This is a genomic window from Jiangella alkaliphila (genome assembly GCF_900105925.1).
Classification (GTDB): domain Bacteria; phylum Actinomycetota; class Actinomycetes; order Jiangellales; family Jiangellaceae; genus Jiangella; species Jiangella alkaliphila.
This window is the reverse complement of the sequence record NZ_LT629791.1, coordinates 7,612,690-7,634,440: the sequence shown is the minus strand read 5'-3', so window position 1 is coordinate 7,634,440 and position 21,751 is coordinate 7,612,690. Positions and strand designations below refer to the sequence as shown.

Below are 21,751 nucleotides of genomic sequence, written 5' to 3'. Positions count from 1 at the left end.
GTTCAGATCTTGCGCAGCCTGATGCGCTGCACCGAGTGGTCCGGGCCCTTCGTCAGCGTCAGCGTGGCCCGGCCGCGCGTGGGCAGGATGTTCTGCGCGAGGTTGGGCCCGTTGATGGTGTCCCAGAGCTGCTCGGCCTGCGTGACGGCGGCGTCGTGGTCGAGGTCGCCGTAGCGGCGGAAGTACGACTCCGGCCGCTGGAACGCCGTCTCGCGCAGCCGCAGGAACCGCTCGACGTACCAGCGGCGGACGTCCTTGGGCGAGGCGTCGACGTAGAGGGAGAAGTCGAAGAAGTCGCTGACCGCCAGGCCGGCGACCCCGTCGGAGCGGGGACGGGCCGGCTGCAGCACGTTCAGCCCCTCGATCAGCAGGATGTCCGGCCGCTCGACGCTGGTCCGCTCGTTCTCGACGATGTCGTAGGTCAGGTGCGAGTACACCGGCGCCGTCACGACCTGCTCGCCCGACTTCACCGCCGTGACGAACCGCAGCAGTGCCCGCCGGTCGTAGGACTCGGGGAACCCCTTGCGCTGCATGAGGCCGCGTCGCTGCAGCTCGGCGTTGGGCAGCAGGAAGCCGTCGGTCGTGACCAACGCCACCCGGGGATGTTCGGACCAGCGGGCCAGCAGCACCTTCAGCAGCCGGGCCGTCGTCGACTTCCCGACCGCGACGGAGCCGGCGATGCCGATGACGAACGGGGTGCGCTCGGCGAACCCGCCGAGGAACGTCGTGGTCGCCTCGTGCAACCGCGCCGTGGCCCGGAACCGCAGGTTGAGCAGGCGCGACAGCGGCAGGTAGACGTCGCGCACCTCGTCGAGGTCGACGGCGTCGCCGAGCCCGCGCAGTTCCTCGAGCTCCGCCGCCGTCAGCGACAGCGGCGTCTCGTCCCGCAGCCGCGCCCAGTCGGCGCGAGACAGGTCGACGAACGGTGAGGAGTCACGGACGACAGTCATGATGGCCCTCATTCTGGCCGACTTGTCCTGGCGATGCGCGCTCCGGGGTCGACTGCGATTACAGTGACCGCCGTGTGCGGGATCGTGGGATACACAGGACATCGCGCAGCGCTCGACGTCGTCGTCGAGGGGCTGCGCCGGCTCGAGTACCGCGGGTACGACTCCGCGGGTGTGGCGGTCGTCGCCGACGGCGCGCTGGCCTCGGTCAAGCGGGCCGGGAAGCTGGTGAACCTCGAGAAGGCGCTCGAGGAGCGGCCGCTGCCGGTGTCGGGCACCGGGCTCGGCCACACCCGCTGGGCCACGCACGGCTCGCCCACCGACCGTAACGCCCACCCGCACCTCGACGAGTCCGGCCGGGTCGCCGTCATCCACAACGGCATCATCGAGAACTTCGCCCGGCTGCGCGCCGAGCTCGAGGACACCGGCGTCCGGTTCGAGTCCGAGACCGACACCGAGGTCGTCGCGCACCTGCTGGCGGCAGAGGTCGCCGCCGGGTCCGACCTGACCGACGCCATGCGCGCGGTCTGCCGCCGCCTCGACGGTGCCTTCACGCTGCTCGCCGTGCACGCCGACGTCCCCGACCGCGTCGTCGCCGCCCGCCGCAACTCGCCGCTGGTCATCGGCGTCGGCGAGGGCGAGAACTTCCTCGCCTCCGACGTCTCCGCGTTCATCGCGCACACCCGCGAGGCGCTCGAGATCGGCGACGGCCAGATCGTCGAGATCACGCCCGACGACGTCACGCTCACCGACTTCTTCGGCAACGCCGTCGAGGGGAAGCACTTCCACGTCGACTGGGACGCGTCGGCCGCCGAGAAGGACGGCTACGACTACTTCATGCTCAAGGAGATCGCCGAGCAGCCCAAGGCGGTCGCCAACACGCTGCTCGGGCGCATCGGCAAGGACGGCCTGCTCGCGCTGGACGAGATGCGGCTGTCCGACGAGGAGCTGCGCGAGGTCGACAAGGTCGTCGTCGTGGCCTGTGGCACCGCCTACCACGCCGGCATGGTCGCCAAGTACGCCATCGAGCACTGGACCCGGCTGCCCTGCGAGGTCGAGCTGGCCAGCGAGTTCCGCTACCGCGACCCCGTCGTCGACCGCCAGACGCTGGTCATCGCGATCAGCCAGTCCGGCGAGACCATGGACACCCTGATGGCGCTGCGGTACGCCCGCGAGCAGGGCGCCCGCGTGCTGGCCATCTGCAACACCAACGGCGCCACCATCCCGCGCGAGTCCGACGCCGTCCTGTACACCCACGCAGGCCCCGAGGTCGCCGTCGCCTCCACCAAGGCGTTCCTCACGCAGATGATCGCCTGCTTCCTGGTCGGCCTCTACCTCGGCCAGGTCCGCGGCACCAAGTGGGGCGACGAGATCCGCTCCGTCGTCCGCGACCTTTCCGACCTGCCGGCCAAGGTCGACCTCGTTCTCGAGACCATGGAGCCGGTGCGCGAGCTGGCCCGGCTGCTGTCGAACTCGACGTCGGTGCTGTTCCTCGGCCGCCACGTCGGCTATCCGGTCGCCCTGGAGGGCGCGCTCAAGCTCAAGGAGCTCGCCTACATGCACGCCGAGGGGTTCGCCGCCGGCGAGCTGAAGCACGGCCCCATCGCACTGGTCGAGGAGGGCGTCCCGATCATCGTCGTCGTCCCGTCGCCCAAGGGCCGGTCGGTGCTGCACGACAAGATCGTCAGCAACATCCAGGAGGTCCGCGCCCGCGGCGCCCGCACCATCGTCATCGCCGAAGAGGGCGACGAGGACGTCGTGCCGTACGCCGACCACCTGATCCGCGTGCCCGAGTGCCCGGTGCTGCTGCAGCCGGTCGTCTCGACGGTGCCGCTGCAGGTGTTCGCCTGCGAGATGGCCAGCGCCCGCGGCTTCGACGTCGACCAGCCGCGCAACCTCGCCAAGAGCGTCACGGTGGAGTGAGCGGCGCTCAGAAGTCGCTCGACAGCAGGTCCATGACGAAGCCGTCGCGCCCGGTCATCAGCCCGACCGGGCGGAAGCCAACGGCGGCGTAGCAGCGGATCGCGACCTCGTTCGTCGCCGCGGTCTCGACGACGATGCGGTGGTGGTCGCAGGAGTCGAACAGGTGCCGGGCCAGCGTGCCGACGGCCTCGCGGCCCAGCCCGCGGCCGTGAAGGTCGGGGTCGAGCAGGATCTCCATGCCGGCGTGGCGGTCGCGCGGGTTGTCGATCTCCCAGTACTGGATCAGCCCGGCGATGCGCCGCCCGGCCAGGATCGTGTACCGCGTCGTCGAGCTGTCATCGAGCAGCCAGCCGTCGCCGAGGCCGGCCGGATCCCACCACTGTTTGACCTCCGGCGTGCTGATGATGTGCAGCAGCATCGGCACGTCGTCGGCGGCTACTGGGCGCAGGACGACATGCTCGCCGGCCAATCCGCCCACGAGTGTCAATTCGCCCATACGCGCGAGTGTAGGTCGACCATGGCGTATCGGCATGCGGAACGCCCCGTGGATGCACCCCCTAGGGTGGTGCAGGTGATCGTGGGCGTGGGTATCGACGTCGTGGACGTGCGGCGGTTCGCCGAGACGCTGGAGCGGACGCCGCGGCTGGCGGTCCGGGTCTTCACCCCGGCGGAGCGGTCCCGGTCGATCGCGTCGCAGGCCGCGCGGTTCGCCGCCAAGGAGGCGCTGGCCAAGGCGCTCGGCGCGCCCAAGGGGCTGCTCTGGCACGACGCCGAGGTGGTCAGCGACGCCGACGGACGGCCGTGGTTCGAGGTCCGCGGGACGGTCAAGGCCCGCTGCGAGCACCTGCGCGTCGAGACGGTGCACCTGTCGCTGTCGCACGACGCCGGGGTCGCGTCGGCCATCGTGATCCTCGAGGGGGCGGGCCGGTGATCGGCGTCCACACCGTCGAGGAGATCCGGGCCGCCGAGGACGCGCTGATGGCCCGGCTGCCCGACGGCGCGCTCATGCAGCGGGCCGTCGCGGGGTTGGTGACGGTGTGCGCGGGACTGCTCGACGGGGTGTACGGCGCGCGCGTGGTCGTGCTGGCCGGGGCCGGCAACAACGGCGGCGACGCGCTGTGGGCCGGCGCGCGGCTGGCCCGGCGCGGTGCGCACGCCGACGCCGTCCTGCTGAACCCCGATAAGGCGCACGCCGAGGGGCTGGCGGCGTTCCGCGCCGCCGGCGGGCGGCTGGTGGACCTCGGCGCCGCCGCCGGCGCCTTGGCCGCGGCCGACCTGGTGCTCGACGGCATCCTCGGCATCGGCGGGCGCGGCGGGCTGCGCGGCGACGCGGCCGAGCTGGCGGCGCTACTGCGGGCGGGGCGCACGGCCGGCGCCGTCGTCGCCGTCGACCTCTCCAGCGGCGTCGACCCGGACACCGGCGAGACCCCCGGCGAGCATGTCGTCGCCGACCACACCGTCACGTTCGGGACCGGCAAGACGGCGCTGGTCGTCGACCCGGCGGCCACGGTGGCCGGCGTCGTGCACCACGTCGACATCGGGCTCGGGCCGTACCTGCCGTCGCCGGAGCTGACGGTGCTCGACGACGCCGACGTCGCGACGCTGCTGCCCGATCCGGGCCGCGAGTCGGACAAGTACTCCCGCGGCGTGGTCGGCGTGCTGGCCGGATCGGCGCAGTTTCCGGGCGCGGCGGTGTTGGCGGTGGGCGGTGCGCTGCACGGCGGCGCCGGGATGGTCCGCTACGCCGGGCCCGACGCCGTCGCCGTCGAGGTGCGGCAGCGGTGGCCCGAGGCGATCGCCGGGCCGTCGCCGGACGTCGTCGGGCGCGTACAGGCATGGACGGTCGGGTCCGGGCTGGGCGACGGCCGCGAGGACGACGTCCGCGCGGCCCTGGGCGCCGGGCTGCCCGTGCTGGTCGACGCCGACGGGCTGCGCGGGCTGCCGGAGCGGTTCGCCGGCCCGGCGCTGCTGACGCCGCACGCCGGCGAGCTGGCCCGGCTGCTGGGCGTCGAGCGGGCCGAGGTCGAGGCGCGCCGGCTGCACCACGCGCGGGCGGCTGCGACGCGGTGGAACGCGGTCGTGCTGCTCAAGGGCTCGACGACGGTGGTCGCGGCGCCGGACGGGCGGGTGCGGGTCAACCCGACCGGCACGTCGGCGCTGGCCGCCGCCGGGACCGGCGACGTCCTGGCCGGGCTGGCGGGATCGCTGCTGGCCGGCGGGCTGTCGCCGCTCGACGCGGGCAGCGTGGCGGCGTACGCGCACGGGCTGGCCGGGCAGCGCGCGGCGGCCGGTTCCGGCTACCCGAGCGCCGCCGACGTCCTGGCCGCGCTGCCCGGGGTGTTGCGGTCCCTGCGCGGCGTTGTCGGTGCGGGTGCCGTCCACCCCTTGACCGCTGAGTAGTCGTCCGCGCCTTTGCAATGAGCACCTATACGCACCGCTGCCTGATGCGCGGCCCCGGCGGCGACCTCGGCCGCCTCTGTGCGGCGCGGCTGTGGGAACGGTGTGGGTGCGCTACGGCCCTGACGACAGCGCGGCCGCACGGTGGCGGCCGGGCAGCCACAGCGCCGCCGCACAGTGCTTGCGAAGAGCTCCTCTACGCACCGCCGCCGCCTGGAGCCCGGGTGGTGCGTATCGGTGCTCATTGCAAAGGGCGCAGCGACCACCCCGCCCGCCCGGTCGCGAGGGGCGGACAGTCGTTGTCGGCGGCGGCTGACACAATCGGGGACGTGGTGACCGATCAGTACGGCCCCGGGCCCGTGCCGCACGCGGAGGTGCGGGTCGACCTGGCCGCCATCCGCGACAACGTCGCCGAGCTCGCCGTTCGGGCCGCTCCCGCGCAGGTCATGGCAGTCGTGAAGGGCGACGCGTACGGCCACGGGCTGGTCCCGTCGGCGCGCGCGGCGCAGGCCGGCGGCGCCACCTGGCTGGGCACCGCCACGCTGGCCGAGGCGCTCGCACTGCGGGCCGCCGGGGTCGGCGGACGGCTGATGGCCTGGCTGTGCGCGCCCGGCGAGCGGTGGGCCGACGCGCTGGCCGCCGATGTGGACGTGTCCGCGTCGGCGCCGTGGGCGGTCACCGAGATCACCGCCGCGGCCCGCGAGACCGGCCACACCGCCCGGCTGCACCTCAAGGCCGACACCGGCATGGGCCGGTCCGGCGCGCCGCTGGCCGACTGGCCGACGCTGGTCGACGACGCGCTGAAGGCCCAGGCCGAGGGGCTGGTCGAGGTCGTCGGCCTCTGGTCGCACCTGGCCTGCGCCGATGAGCCCGAGCACCCCGCCAACGCCCAGCAGCTGGCCGCGTTCCGCGACGCCGCCGCGCTGGCCGAGTCGCGCGGCGTCCGGCCCGAGGTCCGGCACCTCGCCAACTCCGCCGCCACGCTGACCCTGCGCGACGCCCACTTCGACCTCGTCCGGCCGGGCCTGGCCACGTACGGGCTGTCGCCGGTGCCGCAGCAGGTCGGGCCGGCCGACGTCGGGCTGCGCCCGGCCATGTCGGTGCGGGCCCGGCTGGCGCTGGTCAAGCGGGTCCCGGCCGGTCAGGGCGTGTCGTACGGGCACCTGTACGTCACCGACCGCGAGTCCACGCTCGGGCTGGTGCCGCTCGGCTACGGCGACGGCGTCCCGCGGCACGCGTCCGGCGGCTCCGCCGGTCCGGGCGGGCCGGTACTGGTGCGCGGCGTCACCCGGCGCATCGCCGGCCGGGTCTGCATGGACCAGTTCGTCGTCGACCTGCGCGACGACGACGTCCGGGCGGGCGACGAGGTCGTGCTGTTCGGCGACGCCGAGGCCGGCGAGCCCACGGCGCAGGACTGGGCCGACGCCGCAGGTACCATCTCGTACGAGATCGTCACCCGGTTCGCCCCGCGGCTGCCCCGCGTCTACGTCAACGGAGAGCTGTGAGCAGGCTCGTCGCGGCCGGGCGCACCGCCGGCCTGATCGGCGCCTGGGTCGGCGTGGCGACCGCCGGCGCCGCCGTCGGGTTCGCCGCCGAGCGCTACGCCATGGGCCGGTCGCTGAAGAAGGACGACCCGTACGCCGACGAGCCGTTCGGCTCGCTGCGCGGCGCCGCCCGTACCGTCACCACCGACGACGGCGTCGACCTGCACGTGGAGGTCGACGAAGCGCCCGACGCCCGCGACGCACCCACGCTGGTGTTCTGCCACGGCTTCGCCCTCACCACCGACGCCTGGCACTTCCAGCGCCGCGACCTGCGCGGCACCGCCCGGCTGGTGTTCTGGGACCAGCGCGGGCACGGCCGGTCCGGCCCCCTGCCCGACGACGGCGAACTGTCGTTCCGCCGGCTCGGCGCCGATCTCGGCCAGGTGCTCGACGAGGTGGTGCCGAAGGGGCCGATCGTGCTGATCGGGCACTCCATGGGCGGCATGACGCTGCAGGCGCTGGCCGAAGACCGCCCCGAGCTGTTCGGCAAGCGGGTCGTCGCCGTCGCGCTCATCGCCACCAGCGGGCAGAAGCTCGACGTGTCCGGGCTCGGCCTGCCCGGCTACCTCGGCCGGCTGGCCGGGCGCGCCGCACCCGCCGCCGTCTCGATCCTTGCCCGCAAGCCCGAGCTGGTCGAGCGCGGCCGCAAGATGGGCAGCGACCTCGCCTACGTACTGACCAGGCGCTACGCGTTCGCCGAGGGCGGCTCGCCGAAGCTGGTCGAGTTCACCGCCATCATGAACGCGGCCGTGCCGATCGACGTCGTCGCGCGGTTCTTCCCGCTGTTCGGCGAGCTCGACGCCGCCGGGGCGATCCCCGTCCTGTCGAAGATCCCGGTGCTGGTCATCGGCGGCGAACGCGACCAGATGACGCCGGTGCAGCACGGCCGCGACCTCGCCGACGCGCTGGTCGACGTCGAGTACATCGAGGCCACCGACGCCGGGCACATGGTGCTGCTGGAACGGCACGAGGTGGTCACCGACGCGCTGCGCACCCTGATCGACCGGACCCGCCGCGGCGGCCGGCCGCGGCGGCTGAGCAGCCGCATCGCGTCCGTGCGCCGGCGGCGCAGCAAGGAGGACGAGCGGTGATCGACCTCGACGTCCCCGACGCCGAGTCCATGACGGCGCTGGGTGAGCGGCTCGCGGCCGTACTGCGGGCCGGCGACCTCGTGCTGCTGGGCGGCGACCTCGGGGCGGGCAAGACGACGCTCGCGCAGGGCGTCGGCGCCGGGCTCGGCGTGCGCGGCCCCGTCACGTCGCCGACGTTCGTCATCGCGCGCGTGCACCCGTCGCTGGTCGACGGCCCGCCGCTGGTGCACGTCGACGCCTACCGGCTGGGCGGCTGGGACGAGCTCGAGGACATCGACCTCGAGGCGACGCTGGACGAGGCGGTCACGCTGGTCGAGTGGGGCGAGGGCGTCGCCGAAGGGCTGGCCGGCGAACGGCTGGAGATCCACATCGACCGCTCCCACGGCGGCGACGACGCGGGGCCCGAGGGCGCCGAGGTGCGGCACGTGCACGTCCGCGCCGTCGGCCCCCGATGGGACGAGGCGGCGCTGGCCGTGGCGGTGCGGCCATGACCGACCGGCAGCCGCTCACCGACGACGAACTGGCCGCGTTGCTGGCCGCCGGCGCCGACGTCGAGAACGCCGACCTCGCCGGACGCGACCTGTCGGAGCTGCTGGAGCAGCCCGGGCCGGCGCCACGGGTGTTCCGCCGCTGCGATCTCACCGAGGCCCGGCTGACCAACGCCGCCCTCGTCGGCGCGACGTTCGAGGCTTGCACCATGGACGCCGCCGGGTTCGGCCGCGCCGACCTCGACGGCTCGGTGTGGAAGGGCGGCACGGCGCCGAAGGCGGCCTTCTCGCACGCCGACCTCTCCGACGCCACCTTAGACGGCGTCGACCTCGCCAACACCACCTGGCGCGGCACCCTGATCGCCGGCACGGCGTTCACCGGCTGCCGCATGGTCGGCGCCCGGTTCGACGAGTCGCGCGGCCTGGGCGCCACGTTCCAGCGCTGCAACCTCATGCTGGCCGGGCTGTCCGGCATCAGCCTGCGCGGCCAGCAGCTCGACGGCCTGCGCATGGACGACGCCGTGCTGTCCGGCGCCGACCTGCGCGACACTGTCTGGTCCGACTCGCGGCTGCGCGGCGCGGTGCTGCGGGCGGCCGAGCTCGACGGCGCCGACCTGCGCGGCGCCGACCTCGGCGACTTCTCCTGGCAGGAGGCCTACCTGCTGGCCGGCGCCACGATCTCGGGTGAGCAGGCGGCGAAGCTGCTCGCCCAACTCGGCATCGTTGTCGACTGACGGCTCAGCGCGGCGGCCTTGCGCCCACCTTCGTCAGGTCGATGTCGATGTCGTACGGCACCGACAGCACCAGCCGATCATGGTAGATCCCGCCCAGGCCGTAGCCGCCGGTCGCCGGGTCGATCTCATAGGCGTAGACGACCGTCCGGCCCTGCTCGTGCTCGACCCGCCAGAAGTACTTAATTCCCGCAGCGGCGTAGCGGCGCGGCTTGGTGTCGCGGTCGCGCTCGACAGAGTCGGCCGACACCACCTCGACCGCGAGCAGGACGTCGGCGGCGTTGTAGAACGTGAACGGCTGCTCGCGGTCGTAGGCGCGCGCCGCAACGACCAGGACGTCCGGCTCCGGCACCTGACGTACCGCAAGTCGCACGGACATCTCGCGGTCAGCCCGCAGCTCCGGTGGCGCCTGCCTGTCGAGCGCGTCGAGCAGGAGATTGATGACACGCACGTGCCAACTTGTTTGCGGGCTCACGAAGACGAGGCTCCCGTCGATCAGCTGGGTGTGCTTCGGTAGCCCCTCGAGCTTCAAGAACTTCTCTGCGGTGAACCCCCCGGGTGGATACACCCAGGTCGGCACCGGTTCCGCGACCGGCGCGGACAGTGTTTCGGCGACCATGCGACACCTCCTTCCGACTAGGCACCCACCGCTTCGAGGGTATCAACGAACGTCCGCGGCTGTCGCGTCCGCGCACGTCAGCCGGTTGTGTCCAGCTGGGCCGGCCGGTCACCAGGATGCCGCAGCGCGATGACGAACGCGACTGCCAGCGCCACCGCCATCGCGATGAGCACGGCGCGCATGCCGACGGCGAAGTCGTGGGCCACGGCCCGCTCGACGGCGCCGCGCGCCGAGGCGGGGACGTCGCCCAGGTCGGTGCCAGTGCCGCCGCCGGACGCCGCGCGCCCGGCCAGCTCGTCGGCGGTGCTACGGCCGAGGCCGAGACGGACCAGCGACGACGAGAAGCGATCGGTGAACACGTGGGTGGCCAGCGTGCCGAGCACCGCGAACCCGAGCGCCGACCCGTAGTTGCGGATGGTCTGGTTGATGCCGGTGACCTCGCCGTAGGACGCGTCGTGCGTGCGGCTGACCGCGTCGGCGCTGGACGGCCCGAGGAGGAACCCGATCCCGGCGCCGGCCAGCAGCAGCGGGTGGTGCTGGGCCGAGCCGTCCAGCGTCGTCACCTGCGTCGCCCACCACACGTAGCCGGCGACGGCGGTCACGCAGCCGAGCAGGATCGTCGGCTTCGCGCCGCGGGCGTCGAAGATGCGCCCGCCGACCTGCGCCGCGATCAGGAAGCCGAGGAAGTACAGGAGCAGCAGGTGGCTGGCGTCGGCCGCGTCGAAGCCGAGCGACACGCTGGCGTAGACGCTGAGGAAGTAGGACACCGGGACGAACGCGATCATGGCGAAGAACAGGACGCCGGAGTCGACCCGGAAGCCGCGCAGCCGGAAGATGTCCAGCCGGATCAGCGGTGGCCGACGCCGCCGCTCGACCCCGGCGAACAGCACCAGCAGGCCCGCGCCGCCGGCCAGGCAGGCCCAGGTCCGGACGCTGCCCCACCCCCATTCCGTCGCCTGCGAGAAGCCGACCACGCTGAGCGCCATGCCGGCCGCCACGATCGCCGCGCCGAGCCAGTCGATCCGGCCCGTCCGGCGGCGCTCGTCGATGGGTGCCAGGGCGACGGTGACGAGCGCGGCCGCCGCGACCGGCAGGTTGATCCAGAAGATCGTCCGCCACGACCACTCCAGCAGATAACTGCCCAGGATCGGGCCCAGTGCGGTGAACGCGCCGGTCAGGCCGAAGAACATCGCCATCGACCGGCCGCGCCTCTCCGGCGGCGCGGCGCCGTACACGATCGAGATCGCGGCCGGCAGCAACACCGCCGCGAAGACGCCCTGCGCCGTCCGCGCCGCGATCAGCCAGGTCTCGGCCCACGACGTGTCCGGCGTGGCGCCGCACAACGCCGAGGTGACGGCGAACCCGGCGACGCCGATCAGCACCATCCTCCGCGCGCCCCAGACGTCGGCGACCCGGCCACCGAGCGCGAAGGTGGCCGCGAGCGCGACCAGGTAGGCGTTGATCACCCATTCGCCCTGGTTGCTGGTGAGGCCGAGGTCGCGCTGGAGGTCCGGCGACGCGATCGCGACGATCGTCTGGTCGATGAACGACATGGAGACCGCCAGGATCATCGACACCAGCACGAGGACGGACATCCCGGCGGTGCGGGTCTGATCGCTCATGGACGTCCAGCCTCCGGCCGGGCCGCCGCGAGCGTGTCACCCGAACTGGGTGAGGTAGGCGCCGCGGACGTAGGGTAGGCGGGTGCTGTTGCTGGCCCTCGACACGTCGACGCCCGCGGTGACCGTCGCTCTGCACGACGGCGAGCGGGTGCTGGCCGACGCGACCACCGTCGACCCGCGCCGGCACACCGAGCTGCTGATGCCGCTGGTCACGTCGGTGCTGGCCGAGGCCGGCGCCGGCCGCCGCGACCTCACCGAGCTGGCCGTCGGCGTCGGGCCGGGGCCGTTCACCGGGCTGCGGGTCGGCCTGGCCGCCGCGCGCACCATGGGCGCCGTCCTCGAGCTCCCGGTCCGCGGCGTCTGCAGCCTCGACGTGCTCGCGTACGGCGCGCTGGTCACCGACCCGCCGGGCGAGCCGTTCGCCGTCGCCACCGACGCGCGCCGCCGCGAGGTGTACTGGGCCACGTACGATGCCGACGGCGCGCGCACCGGCGGGCCCGACGTCGGCCCGGCCGACGCCCTCGGCGCACAGGACCGGCCGGCCGCCGGCGCGGGTCCGCGGCTCTACCCCGGCGCGTTCGCCCGCGCACTCGACCCCGAGTACCCGTCTGCCGCGCACCTCGCCGCCGCGGTCGTCGCGCGGGCCGTCGAGATCCTCCCGCCCGACCCGCTCTACCTGCGCCGCCCCGACGCCACGCCGCCGAGCGCGCGCAAGAGCGTCCTCGCGCGGTGACGGCCGCGCTGCGGCCGATGACCCCGGCCGACCTCGATGTCGTCGTGGCGCTGGAGCAGGAGCTGTTCGCCGGCGACCCGCCGTGGTCGGCCGAGCAGTTCCGGTCCGAGCTGGCCGGCGTCCCGGACACCCGCTGGTACCTCGTCGCCGAGGCCGGCGGCGAGGTCGTCGGCTACGCCGGCCTGCAGGCCCCGGTCTTCGCGGGCGACCCCGCGGACGTCATGACCATCGCCGTCAGCCCAGCCCACCAGCGCGGCGGCGTCGGCACGCTGCTGATGACGGCGCTCGAGACGGAGGCCCGCCGCCGCGGCGCCACCGAGCTGCTGCTGGACGTGCGCGCCGACAACGAGCCGGCCAAGACGTTCTACGCGCGGCACGGATTCGAGCGGATCGCCGTGCGGCGCCGGTACTACGGCGGCGGCCGCGACGGACTGGTCCTGCGGAAGTGGCTGCGGGCCGCGGCCGAGGCGGAGCGATAATCAACGGCGTGAGCGACCAGCCCCTGATCCTCGGCATCGAGACCTCCTGCGACGAGACCGGCGTCGGCCTGGTGCGCGGCACCACGTTGCTCGCCAACGCCGTCGCCAGTTCCGTCGACGAGCACGTCCGCTTCGGCGGCGTCGTCCCCGAGGTGGCCAGCCGGGCGCACCTCGAGGCGATGGTGCCGACGCTGCACCGGGCGCTGTCCGAGGCCGGGGTGACGCTCGCGGACGTCGACGCGGTCGCCGTCACCGCCGGGCCGGGCCTGGCCGGCGCGCTGATGGTCGGGGTGTCGGCGGCCAAGGCGCTGGCCGTCGCCCTCGGCAAGCCGCTCTACGGCGTCAATCACCTGGTCGGCCACGTCGCCGCGGAGCAGCTCGAGAACGGCCCGCTCACCGAGCCCGTCGTCGCGCTGCTGGTGTCCGGCGGCCACACCGAGATCCTGCTGGTCGAGGACATCGCGACCTCGGCCACGCTGCTCGGCCAGACCCTCGACGACGCCGCCGGCGAGGCGTTCGACAAGGTCGCCCGGCTGATCGGGCTGAAGTACCCGGGCGGGCCGAACATCCAGAAGGCGGCGGTCGGCGGCGACCCCGCGGCGATCCGGTTCCCGCGCGGCCTCACCAGCCCGCGCGACCTGGAGCGGCATCGCTACGACTTCTCCTTCTCCGGGCTCAAGACCTCGGTCGCGCGCTGGGTCGAGACGGCGGAGCGGGCCGGTGAGACCGTGCCGGTCGCCGACGTCGCCGCCGGCTTCCAGGAGGCGGTCGCGGACGTGCTCACCCGCAAGGCCGTGCTGGCCTGTCAGGAACGCGGCATCTCGACGATGGTCCTGGCCGGCGGGGTGGCGGCCAACGCCCGGCTGCGCGACCTCACCCGCGAGCGCTGCGCCGCGGCCGGCATCGAGCTGCGGCAGCCGCGGTTCTCGCTCTGCACCGACAACGGCGCGATGATCGCCGCCCTCGGCGCCGCCGTCGTCGAGCGCGGGCTGCCGCCGTCGTCGCTGGACTTCGCCTCCGACTCCTCGCTCCCGGTCACCCAGGTGCTGGTCGGTTAGAGCTTGTCGAGCGCGGCCGGGAGGGTGGCGATGTCGTCGAGGACGGCGCTGGCGGTCGCGGCGAGGACGTCCGGGTCGGGCGGGAAGTGCGGGTTCGGCACCGCGATGACGGTCATGCCCGCGGCGTGGGCCGAGCGCAGCCCGTTGGTAGAGTCCTCGACTGCGGCGCAGCGCCGCGGGTCGGCGTCCAGGCGGCGGGCGGCCTCGAGGTAGACGTCCGGGGCAGGTTTGCCGACGGCGACCTCTTCGCTGGACACCACAACCGGCACCAGCTTCGTCAGACCGGCGTACGACAGGAACGACGCGATCAGCACCGGCGGGGACGAGCTGGCGATGCCGACCGGCTGCCGCGCGGCGACCGCCCGCACGGCGTCGACCGCGCCGTCGATGACCGGCGGCGCGTCGGCGTACCGGCGGGCCATCTCGTCCACGACGGCCTTCGCGACCTCGTCCGGCGTCAGGTTCGCCCCGAGGTCGTCGACCAGGTACCGGGCCCACTCCTGCGTGCTCATCCCCTGCATGGCCCGCGTCGCGGCGTCAGTCCACGCCCCGCCGTGCTCCGCCACCACCGCCCGCCGCACCTCGTCCCACGCCCGCTCGGAGTCGACCAGCACGCCGTCGAGATCGAAGACCACCGCATCCATGCCGCCACGTTATCGACCCCGGTCGGCGCGGGGCCGGGAGGTCAAGGTGCGTTCGCGCCTGTTGACTTGAGCGCCAACAGTTGGCGCTCAAGTCAACACGTCCGAACGGATGCACCGACTCCAGCGCGGCGACGCCGCAGCTAGCGGGGCTCGGGGATCAGCCAGAGACCGCCGCGGGGTCGGAGGGTGATCAGCGGGTCCAGCCGCAGCGGTCGGCCGGGGACGGGGCGCAGCCGCCAGCGCCGCGCGATGGTGGCGAGGCCGAGTACCGCCTCGGTCCAGGCGAACCCCTCGCCGATGCAGCGGCGCAGCCCGGCGCCGAACGGGAAGAACGCCCACCGCGGCCGGTCGCCCGAGCCCGAGCCGGCCCCGGCGCCGTCCAGCCAGCGCTCCGGGTCGAACGAGAACGGCTGCGGCCACCAGCGCGGATCGTGGTGGACGACCCACTGGGGCAGGAGGACGAGGTCGCCCGGCTCGATGACTTGGTCGCCCACCTGGTGCGAGACGAGTGCTTGGCGGCCCATCATCCACGACGGCGGGTAGAGGCGCAGCGCCTCGGAGACGACGGCGCGGCACAGCGGCAGCCGGTCGGCATCGGACGGCTCCGGCCGGGCGTCGTCGGCGCCACGCCCGCCGACCACCGCGTCGACCTCGTCGTGCACGGACGCCTGCACGGACGGGTGCGACGCCAGCAGGTGCAGAGCGAACGCCAGCGTGTTGGCCGTCGTCTCGTGGCCGGCCAGCAGCAGCGTCGTCGCCTCGTCGCGCAGTTCCTCGTCGGACAGCCGCTCGTCCGGCGAGCCCAGGACCAGCGCCGACAGCAGGTCGCCGCCGTCGCGGCCGGACGTCTCGCGCTCGGCGACCACCGCGTCGACCACGCCGTGCAGCCGCTTCCGCCCGCGCCGCAGCCGCCGCATCGGGCCGACCGGCAGCCCCTGCAGCCGCTGGCTGAACGGCAGGAACGCCAGCTTGTAGGCGCTGAGGAAGTCCGCCAGCGCCCCCTCGACCGTCCCGACGTCCACCGACGCGCCGAGCAGCGTCGACCCGGCGGTCTCGACCGTCATCCGGACCGTCGCCGCGTGCACGTCCAGCGGCTCCCGCGCCGGCCACGACGACGCGACGGCCGAGGCGCGGTCGATCATCACCGACCCGTAGCCGGTGATCCGCCGCGAGTGGAACGCCGGCTGCACGAGGTCGCGGTGGTGACGGTGCACGTCGCCCTCGGCGGTGAGCAAGCCGTCGCCGAGCACGACGCGGGCGCGCTGCAGCACCATGCCCTTGCGGAACCCGGCCGCGTCGGTCACCAGCACCTGACGGACGTAGTCGGGATGCGCCAGCTGCCACACCGGGAACGGCCCGAGCCGGAACCGGGCGACGTCGCCCTGGTCGCGGTGCATCGAGGTGACGAAGCGGAGCCGATCGGACTGGAACGCGAGCAGATCACCGACGACCGGCAGCGGGCGGCGCATACCCTGACGCTACGAGCGCGCCGCCGCCACCGCCACCCGTTCGCTCACGGGGCGGACGGCCGGCGTGGCAGACTGGCGGAAATGCGGCGACTGATCCTCCTCCTCGCCGGCGCGGTGCTGCTGGCCTCCTGCGGTTCCGGAGGCGACGGCGACACCGGCGGCTCCAGCGACGACGACGCCGACACCCCGGCCACGACGTCGAGCGCACCGACCACCAGCCCGTCGCCGACCCCCACGACCGCCCCGCCGCTGGCCTGGGGACCCACGCAGGACGAGTACGACCAGGCCGCCGCCATCGTCGCGGACCTGCCGGTCGAGCGGCAGGCCGGCCAGGTCATCGTCGCGCGGTACGCGGGCCTCGAGCCGCCGGTCGAGCGCATCGCCGACCTCGGGCTCGGCGGCGTCATCCTCATGGGCGACAACGTCGAGTCGCCGCAGCAGGTCACCGACGCGACCGCGGCCATCCAGGAGGCCGGCGGCGACCGCGGCTACCCGGTCATCGTCGGCATCGACCAGGAGGGCGGCACGGTCGCGCGGATCACCGAGCCGGCGACGGAGTTCCCCGCCTACATGACGCTGGGCGCGTCCCGCGACACGGAACTGGCTGCGCAGGTCGCGCAGGCCAGCGGCGAGGAGCTGCGCGCCATGGGGCTGACCATGGTGTTCGCGCCCGACGCCGACGTCACGACCGGCGCCGACGACCCCACCATCGGCACCCGGTCGGCGTCGTCGGACCCGCAGGTCGTCGCCGAGACCGTCCAGGCGTCGCTGCGCGGCTACGCCGAGTCGGGCATCGTCGCGGTGCCCAAGCACTTCCCGGGGCACGGCTCGGTGCCGGCCGACAGCCACGAGGAGCTGCCGGTGCAGACGTCGAGCCTGGACGAGCTGCGTGCCCGCGACTTCGTCCCGTTCCAGGCGGCGGTCGAGGCCGGCGCCGAAGCGATCATGGTCGCCCACATCGACGTCGAAGCCGTCGACCCGGGCGTGCCGTCGTCGCTGTCGCCGGAGGTCATCGGCCTGCTGCGGGACGAGCTCGGCTTCGAGGGCGCGGTCGTCACCGACGCGCAGGACATGGCCGCGATCAGCGACGGCTACGGCTCCGGCGCGGCCGCCGTGCGGGCGCTGGCCGCCGGCGCGGACATCGTGCTCATGCCGGCCGACGTCGAGGCCGCGCACACCGCCATCGTCGACGCGGTCGCGAGCGGCGAGCTGCCCGCGGACCGGCTGGCCGAGGCGGCCACCCGCGGCGTCGCGCTCATGCTGCACGAGGCGGCCGGCCCGGCGCCCGACGCGGCCGCCGTCGGCTCGCACGAGGACCTCTCCTACGCGGAGTCGCTGGGCGGCGTGACGGTGGTCGCCGGAGCCTGTGCGGGGCCGCTGGTCGACGGCGTCATCCGGGTGGTGGGCGGTGAGGAGGCCGACCGCGTCCGCTTCGACGAGGCCGCGGCCGCCGCCGGGCTCACGACCGATGCCGGCGCGCCGACCACGGTGCGGCTGCTCGGCGGGACGGAGCCCGGCTCGGGCGACGTCGTGGTGGCGCTGGACCGCCCGTACGCCCTGGGCGCCAGCGACGCGCCGGTGAAGATCGCGCTGTACGGGCGGACGCCCGGAGCGTTCCGGGCCTTGGCCGAGGTGCTGGCCGGCACGTCACCGGCCCGCGGCACCCTGCCGGTCCCCGTCGACGGCGCCGAGCAGCAGGGCTGCCCGGGCTGAAAGCCACAAGGGGTTTATGCGTTTCATCATGGGGTAGTTAGTGGAAATGTAACTACGTGTTCCCACATTGAAATGGAGAAACTACCGTGAAACGGGCAATTGTGTCGTGCGCCGTCGCCGCGGTGACCGCAGGCGGCCTGCTGGCCGGCGGTGCGGCAGCCCCGGCCGCGGCGGTGCCACCCCCATGCGGCTACTACCAGGTGGGTACCGCATTCGTCCACGTTTCCGGCTATTTCCGTGACCCGATCGTCAACGCCTATTCGGAGGGGGAACCGTGCAGCGATCCCGACGAACCCTGGGGCTGAGCGCGGCGGCGGCCGGACTCGTGGCGAGCCTGCTGGCCGCCGGGGTCGCTCCGGCGCCCGCCTCCGAGGTCTGCGGAACCTACGTGGTCAACGGCAACCGCTACTGGTCGAACTGCACGTCACAGGGGCAGGAGGTCCGCTGGCACATCGTCCTGCCGCCGGCGCCGTTCAACTACGACTGCGTTCCCGCCGGCGAGAGCCAGTACATCGGCCCGGCCGCCACCGTGTGGGAGGTCGTCGCCACCGGCGACCCCTGTTAGCCGGCGAGGTCAGCGCGACGCGGTCAGCGCGGCCAGCGCCGTGCTGACGAACGCCCGCACGCCGTAGCCCAGCGCCTTCTCGTCGATGTCGAAGTCGCCCTGGTGGAGGTCGCCCATCTTCGCCAGCGCGCTGCCGTGCACGCCGATGCGGGCCAGCGCCAGTGGCACGTGCTCGCCGTACCAGGCGAAGTCCTCGCCGCCCATGCTGGTCGACGTGCCGGTGACGGCGTGCGCGCCGAGCTCGGCGGCGAGGGCCTGGCGCATCAGCGTGACACTGGCCTCGTCGTTCACCACCGGCGGCACACCGCGCTCGTAGTCGATCTCGACCCGGGCGCCGCTGGGGTGCGCGAGGTCGCGGACGACGGCGCGGACGTACTTCTCCGCGTCGGCCCAGGCCGCGTGGTCGAGCACCCGGACGGTGCCCCGCAGGACGCCCTCGGACGGGATGGCGTTGGGCGGGCCGCCGGCCTGGACCGACCCCCACACCAGCGAGAACCCGGCGCGGATGTCGATCTGCCTGGCCAGCAGCGCCGGCGCGTCGACCGCGATGCGCGAGATGGTGTCGACGATGTCCACGGTCAGCTGCGGCCGCGCGGTGTGGCCGCCGGGGCCGGACAGGCGCACCTCGACGAGGTCGCAGGCCGCCGTGATGGGCCCGGACCGCACGCCGACCTGGCCGACCGGCAGCCGCGGGTCGCAGTGCAGCGCGAACGCCCGCTCGACGCCCTCGAGCGCGCCGGCGGCGATGACCTCGCGGGCGCCGGCCATGATCTCTTCGCCGGGCTGGAAGATCACCCGCACCCGGCCGGGCAGCTGCGGCACCTTCGCCAGCGCCATGGCCGCGCCGAGCGCCATGACGGTGTGCGCGTCGTGGCCGCAGGCGTGGCAGACGCCGTCGACGGTGGAGCGGTACGGGACGTCCTTGAGGTCCGGGAGCGGCAGAGCATCGATGTCGGCGCGCAGCGCGACGGTGCGCGAGCCGGTGCCGATGTCGACGACCACGCCGGTGCCGCGCGGCAGGACCCGCGGCTCGAGGCCGGACATCGTCAGCTGCCGGACGAGCAGGTCGGTGGTCTGGTGCTCCTTCAGGCCGAGCTCGGGCCGCGCGTGGATCATGCGGCGCAGCGCGATGAGTTCGTCGGTATGAAGATCGAGCCAGCTCGCAAGCCAGTCGTAGGTCACTCGGTCACAACCCCGTTGCCATCTCTTCCAAGAGGCTGTCGACGACCTTGGTCAAATCACCGCCGTTCGCCTCTGCAATTGTCCGTTGCCGCTGATAGCTGGCACCTTGCGCGACAATGCGTTCGATGCCGGCGAGTTCGGCGGTGCAGGACAGTCTACGGGCAATGGGCATGAGTTCGTCGGCCAAATCGAGCAACGCCCTGCGCACGGGCACGACGGTGTCCTGGTCGTCGACGATGATCTCCGCGTCGAGGCCGAACCGGGCCGCGCGCCACTTGTTCTCGCGGACCACCCAGTTCTTCGGCGACGGCAGCCGGTAGCCGCGGTCGATCTCGCGATCCAGCCGTTCGACCAGACACTGGGCCAGCGCGGCGATGGTGCACACCTCGTCCAGCGTGGGCAGGCCGTCGCAGATGCGCAGCTCGACGGTGCCGAAGTCGGGGTGCGGGCGGATGTCCCACCAGACCTCGCGGACCGAGTCGATGGTGCGGGTGGAGATCAGCGTCCCCATGTAGCTCTCGAACTGGTCCCAGCCGGACAGCTGGTACGGCAGCCCGGCCGTCGGCAGCGCCTCGAACACCTTGCTGCGCGCCGACGCCAGTCCGGTGTCGTGGCCCACCCAGTACGGCGACGAGGCGGACAGCGCCAGGAAGTGCGGCACGTACGACGTCAGCGCGTTGACAATCGGGATGACTTTCTCCGGCGAGCGCACGCCGACGTGGACGTGGACGCCGAAGATCTGCAGCCGGCGGGCCAGCCACTGCAGATTCTCGACGAGTTGCTCGTAGCGCGGCTTCGGGCTGATCTTCTGGCTGTTCCAGTTGGTGATCGGGTGGGTGCCGGCGCACATCAGCGCCAGGCCCCGGCGGTCGGCGGCCTTGGCCACCGTGCGCACCGTCTCGGCGAGGTCGGCCCGGGCCTCGCCGACCGTCTGGCACACCCCGGTGACGACCTCGATGGTCGACTGCAGCAGCTCGTGCTTGGCCTTGGGGTGCTCGTCGGCGCCGGCCGGGCGGATCTCGTCCAGGATCTCGACGGCTCCGGAGGTCAGTTCGCGGGTCTCGGGGTCGACCAGTTGCAGTTCCCATTCCACGCCCAGGCTGCTGTGGGTGGACGACGTGAAGGGGATCTGCATGTCCGGAAGTGTTACACGCCTTCCGCTAATTACGGAATGCCCAATCTCACGCCTTTTGCGTAGTGAAACCACTCAACGCATTGACAAGAGGCATCGCTTCGCCAGCGAGTGCGAGTCACAGGCATCGCGCCTGGCGGGGACGACGCGCACCCGACGCGGCCAGCGGCGGGCATGGGCAAGCGGTGAGCGGGCTGGCTCAAGATCCAATCCTCGCAGCACGACCACGTCGTGACAAGGGTTGAGAGGATGCACCGATGAGCGTCCCCAGGATCCCGCCCATCACGTTCGCGCACCGTGGCGCCATGGCGCGGGAGCGCGAGAACACGCTGTCGGCGTTCGAGCTGGCGCTGCGCCTGGGCGCGTCGGGCCTCGAGAGCGACGCCTGGGTGAGCGCCGACGGCGTCGTCGTGCTGGACCACGACGGCGTGGTGGGGCCGCGGTTCCGGCGCCGGCCGATCGCGGAGCTGCCGCGCTCGGAGCTGCCGGCGCACGTGCCGTCGCTGGCGGAGCTGTACGCCGCCTGCGGCACCGACTTCGAGCTGTCGCTGGACGTCAAGGACCCGGCCGCGTTCGCGCCAGTGGTCGCGGCGGTCCGAGCGGGCGGCGCGCCGGAGCGGACCTGGCTGTGTCACCCGTCACTGTCGGTGGTGACCGCGTGGCGGGCGCAGGCGTCCGACGTCCGGCTGGTCGACTCCACCCGGGTGAGCCGCCTGCAGGACGGCGTCCGCGGCCGGGCCCGCACGCTGGCGGCGCGCGGCGTCGACGCGGTCAACCTGCACCGGCTGGATTGGACGCCGATCTACGTGGACCTGTTCCACGAGGTCGGCGTGCACGCGTTCGGCTGGGACGCGCAGAGCCGCTCGGCCATCGACCAGCTGCTCGCCACCGGCGTCGACGCCGTCTACGGCAACCACGTCGACCGCCTGGTCGCGGCGGTCGCCCGCTTCAGCTGACCAGCCCGGCCAGGCGGTCGAGGAAGGCGGCCTGGGCCTTGACGATCTTCTCGCGGGCGACGTCGAGCGGGAACCACGCGACGCGGTCGACCTCGGGGAACTCCTGGGTGTGGCCGGAGCGCGGCGGCCACTCCAGCTCGAACGTGCCGGGCACGACGGCGCCGGGGTCGAGGTCGCCGCGCAGCGCCCACGCCGTCACCGTCTTGCCGCCGGACTGCTTGACGGTGCCCAGCTCGACCAGCTCGCCGGCCGGCACCGGGAGGCCCAGCTCCTCGGTGAACTCGCGCCGCGCGGCCGCCTCCGGCGTCTCGGTGTCGTCGTACTCGCCCTTCGGCAGCGACCACGCGCCGGCGTCCTTCTTCGCCCAGAACGGCCCGCCCATGTGCCCTAGCAGCACCTCGACGCCGTCCGGTCCGGCCCGGTGGAGCAGGATCCCCGCGCTCTGCTTGCCCGCCATG

23 protein-coding genes are annotated in these 21,751 nt (G+C 73.5%); 14 read left to right on the top strand and 9 right to left on the bottom strand.

The window, feature by feature from the left end; translation table 11 throughout:
- Positions 1 to 2 precede the first annotated feature (2 nt).
- Positions 3 to 950, bottom strand: coding sequence for a type I pantothenate kinase (gene coaA / locus BLV05_RS34985; protein WP_052762498.1), 948 nt, complete (start codon positions 948 to 950; stop codon positions 3 to 5).
- Between the two features lie 72 nt (positions 951 to 1,022).
- Here coaA and glmS point away from each other — a divergent pair, with 72 nt between their 5' ends.
- Positions 1,023 to 2,870 carry a glutamine--fructose-6-phosphate transaminase (isomerizing) gene (gene glmS, locus BLV05_RS34980; RefSeq protein ID WP_046769045.1) on the top strand — a complete coding sequence of 616 codons (1,848 nt, stop codon included), beginning with the start codon at positions 1,023 to 1,025 and terminating at the stop codon, positions 2,868 to 2,870.
- 7 nt (positions 2,871 to 2,877) lie between these two features.
- On the opposite strand, the gene BLV05_RS34975 is transcribed toward glmS, so the two are convergent.
- Complete coding sequence (locus tag BLV05_RS34975; protein WP_046768998.1) at positions 2,878 to 3,366, bottom strand: GNAT family N-acetyltransferase; 489 nt, start codon at positions 3,364 to 3,366, stop codon at positions 2,878 to 2,880.
- Between the two features lie 75 nt (positions 3,367 to 3,441).
- On the opposite strand from BLV05_RS34975, the gene BLV05_RS34970 reads away from it, so the two are divergent.
- From BLV05_RS34970 to BLV05_RS34945, 6 genes are all read left to right on the top strand, one after another.
- The gene (locus BLV05_RS34970; RefSeq protein ID WP_046769044.1) at positions 3,442 to 3,801 is read left to right on the top strand and encodes a holo-ACP synthase; all 360 of its coding nucleotides are present in this window, start codon (positions 3,442 to 3,444) and stop codon (positions 3,799 to 3,801) included.
- A complete protein-coding gene (locus BLV05_RS34965; RefSeq protein ID WP_152690766.1) occupies positions 3,798 to 5,270 on the top strand; it encodes an NAD(P)H-hydrate dehydratase in 1,473 nt (490 codons plus the stop codon). The genes BLV05_RS34970 and BLV05_RS34965 overlap by 4 nt, the downstream gene beginning before the upstream one ends.
- 329 nt (positions 5,271 to 5,599) lie before the next feature.
- Positions 5,600 to 6,772 (top strand): alanine racemase, encoded by a 1,173-nt coding sequence (gene alr / locus BLV05_RS34960; protein ID WP_407717000.1) that lies wholly within the window; start codon positions 5,600 to 5,602, stop codon positions 6,770 to 6,772.
- Positions 6,769 to 7,902, top strand: coding sequence for an alpha/beta fold hydrolase (locus BLV05_RS34955; RefSeq protein ID WP_083421468.1), 1,134 nt, complete (start codon positions 6,769 to 6,771; stop codon positions 7,900 to 7,902). Before alr ends, BLV05_RS34955 begins: the two co-directional genes overlap by 4 nt.
- Complete coding sequence (gene tsaE, locus BLV05_RS34950; protein ID WP_231948664.1) at positions 7,899 to 8,393, top strand: tRNA (adenosine(37)-N6)-threonylcarbamoyltransferase complex ATPase subunit type 1 TsaE; 495 nt, start codon at positions 7,899 to 7,901, stop codon at positions 8,391 to 8,393. Before BLV05_RS34955 ends, tsaE begins: the two co-directional genes overlap by 4 nt.
- The gene (locus BLV05_RS34945) at positions 8,390 to 9,124 is read left to right on the top strand and encodes a pentapeptide repeat-containing protein (RefSeq protein WP_082155253.1); all 735 of its coding nucleotides are present in this window, start codon (positions 8,390 to 8,392) and stop codon (positions 9,122 to 9,124) included. Before tsaE ends, BLV05_RS34945 begins: the two co-directional genes overlap by 4 nt.
- Positions 9,125 to 9,128: 4 nt before the next feature.
- Here the strand turns inward: BLV05_RS34945 and BLV05_RS34940 are convergent, their stop codons facing one another.
- Together BLV05_RS34940 and BLV05_RS34935 are read right to left on the bottom strand one after the other, a co-directional pair.
- The gene (locus tag BLV05_RS34940) at positions 9,129 to 9,740 is read right to left on the bottom strand and encodes a Uma2 family endonuclease (RefSeq protein ID WP_046768997.1); all 612 of its coding nucleotides are present in this window, start codon (positions 9,738 to 9,740) and stop codon (positions 9,129 to 9,131) included.
- Between the two features lie 77 nt (positions 9,741 to 9,817).
- The gene (locus BLV05_RS34935; protein WP_046768996.1) at positions 9,818 to 11,362 is read right to left on the bottom strand and encodes an MFS transporter; all 1,545 of its coding nucleotides are present in this window, start codon (positions 11,360 to 11,362) and stop codon (positions 9,818 to 9,820) included.
- Between the two features lie 82 nt (positions 11,363 to 11,444).
- Between BLV05_RS34935 and tsaB the strand changes: the two genes are divergently transcribed.
- Genes tsaB through tsaD form a run of 3 tightly spaced genes read left to right on the top strand, consistent with a single transcriptional unit; the run spans position 11,445 to position 13,632 of the window.
- Positions 11,445 to 12,095, top strand: a complete 651-nt coding sequence (gene tsaB, locus BLV05_RS34930; RefSeq protein WP_046768995.1) for a tRNA (adenosine(37)-N6)-threonylcarbamoyltransferase complex dimerization subunit type 1 TsaB — start codon at positions 11,445 to 11,447, stop codon at positions 12,093 to 12,095.
- Positions 12,092 to 12,574, top strand: coding sequence for a ribosomal protein S18-alanine N-acetyltransferase (gene rimI / locus BLV05_RS36385; RefSeq protein ID WP_231948663.1), 483 nt, complete (start codon positions 12,092 to 12,094; stop codon positions 12,572 to 12,574). The genes tsaB and rimI overlap by 4 nt, the downstream gene beginning before the upstream one ends.
- Before the next feature lie 8 nt (positions 12,575 to 12,582).
- A complete protein-coding gene (gene tsaD / locus BLV05_RS36380; RefSeq protein WP_046768994.1) occupies positions 12,583 to 13,632 on the top strand; it encodes a tRNA (adenosine(37)-N6)-threonylcarbamoyltransferase complex transferase subunit TsaD in 1,050 nt (349 codons plus the stop codon).
- On the opposite strand, the gene BLV05_RS34920 is transcribed toward tsaD, so the two are convergent.
- Together BLV05_RS34920 and BLV05_RS34915 are read right to left on the bottom strand one after the other, a co-directional pair.
- A complete protein-coding gene (locus BLV05_RS34920; protein ID WP_046768993.1) occupies positions 13,629 to 14,276 on the bottom strand; it encodes an HAD family hydrolase in 648 nt (215 codons plus the stop codon). The two genes, tsaD and BLV05_RS34920, sit on opposite strands and share 4 nt — an antisense overlap.
- A 140-nt stretch (positions 14,277 to 14,416) precedes the next feature.
- Entirely contained in the window at positions 14,417 to 15,745 is a 1,329-nt protein-coding gene (locus BLV05_RS34915) for a cytochrome P450 (protein ID WP_046768992.1), read from the bottom strand.
- Between the two features lie 81 nt (positions 15,746 to 15,826).
- Between BLV05_RS34915 and BLV05_RS34910 the strand changes: the two genes are divergently transcribed.
- The 3 genes from BLV05_RS34910 (at position 15,827) to BLV05_RS34905 (ending at position 18,023) form a co-directional block, all read left to right on the top strand.
- Positions 15,827 to 17,458: a glycoside hydrolase family 3 protein gene (locus BLV05_RS34910; RefSeq protein WP_082155251.1), complete on the top strand. Its 1,632-nt coding sequence runs from the start codon at positions 15,827 to 15,829 to the stop codon at positions 17,456 to 17,458.
- Positions 17,459 to 17,544: 86 nt separating this feature from the next.
- Entirely contained in the window at positions 17,545 to 17,763 is a 219-nt protein-coding gene (locus tag BLV05_RS36795) for a hypothetical protein (RefSeq protein ID WP_160312747.1), read from the top strand.
- Positions 17,733 to 18,023 carry a hypothetical protein gene (locus BLV05_RS34905; RefSeq protein ID WP_152690765.1) on the top strand — a complete coding sequence of 97 codons (291 nt, stop codon included), beginning with the start codon at positions 17,733 to 17,735 and terminating at the stop codon, positions 18,021 to 18,023. The genes BLV05_RS36795 and BLV05_RS34905 overlap by 31 nt, the downstream gene beginning before the upstream one ends.
- Positions 18,024 to 18,032: 9 nt before the next feature.
- On the opposite strand, the gene BLV05_RS34900 is transcribed toward BLV05_RS34905, so the two are convergent.
- Positions 18,033 to 19,205 carry an amidohydrolase gene (locus BLV05_RS34900; protein WP_046768990.1) on the bottom strand — a complete coding sequence of 391 codons (1,173 nt, stop codon included), beginning with the start codon at positions 19,203 to 19,205 and terminating at the stop codon, positions 18,033 to 18,035.
- A 4-nt stretch (positions 19,206 to 19,209) separates the two neighbouring features.
- Complete coding sequence (locus tag BLV05_RS34895) at positions 19,210 to 20,340, bottom strand: glutamate--cysteine ligase (RefSeq protein WP_046768989.1); 1,131 nt, start codon at positions 20,338 to 20,340, stop codon at positions 19,210 to 19,212.
- Positions 20,341 to 20,594: 254 nt separating this feature from the next.
- Between BLV05_RS34895 and BLV05_RS34890 the strand changes: the two genes are divergently transcribed.
- Positions 20,595 to 21,293 carry a glycerophosphodiester phosphodiesterase gene (locus BLV05_RS34890; RefSeq protein ID WP_046768988.1) on the top strand — a complete coding sequence of 233 codons (699 nt, stop codon included), beginning with the start codon at positions 20,595 to 20,597 and terminating at the stop codon, positions 21,291 to 21,293.
- Here the strand turns inward: BLV05_RS34890 and BLV05_RS34885 are convergent.
- Positions 21,286 to 21,750 (bottom strand): NUDIX domain-containing protein, encoded by a 465-nt coding sequence (locus BLV05_RS34885; RefSeq protein ID WP_046769036.1) that lies wholly within the window; start codon positions 21,748 to 21,750, stop codon positions 21,286 to 21,288. The two genes, BLV05_RS34890 and BLV05_RS34885, sit on opposite strands and share 8 nt — an antisense overlap.
- Between the last annotated feature and the right edge of the window lies 1 nt (position 21,751).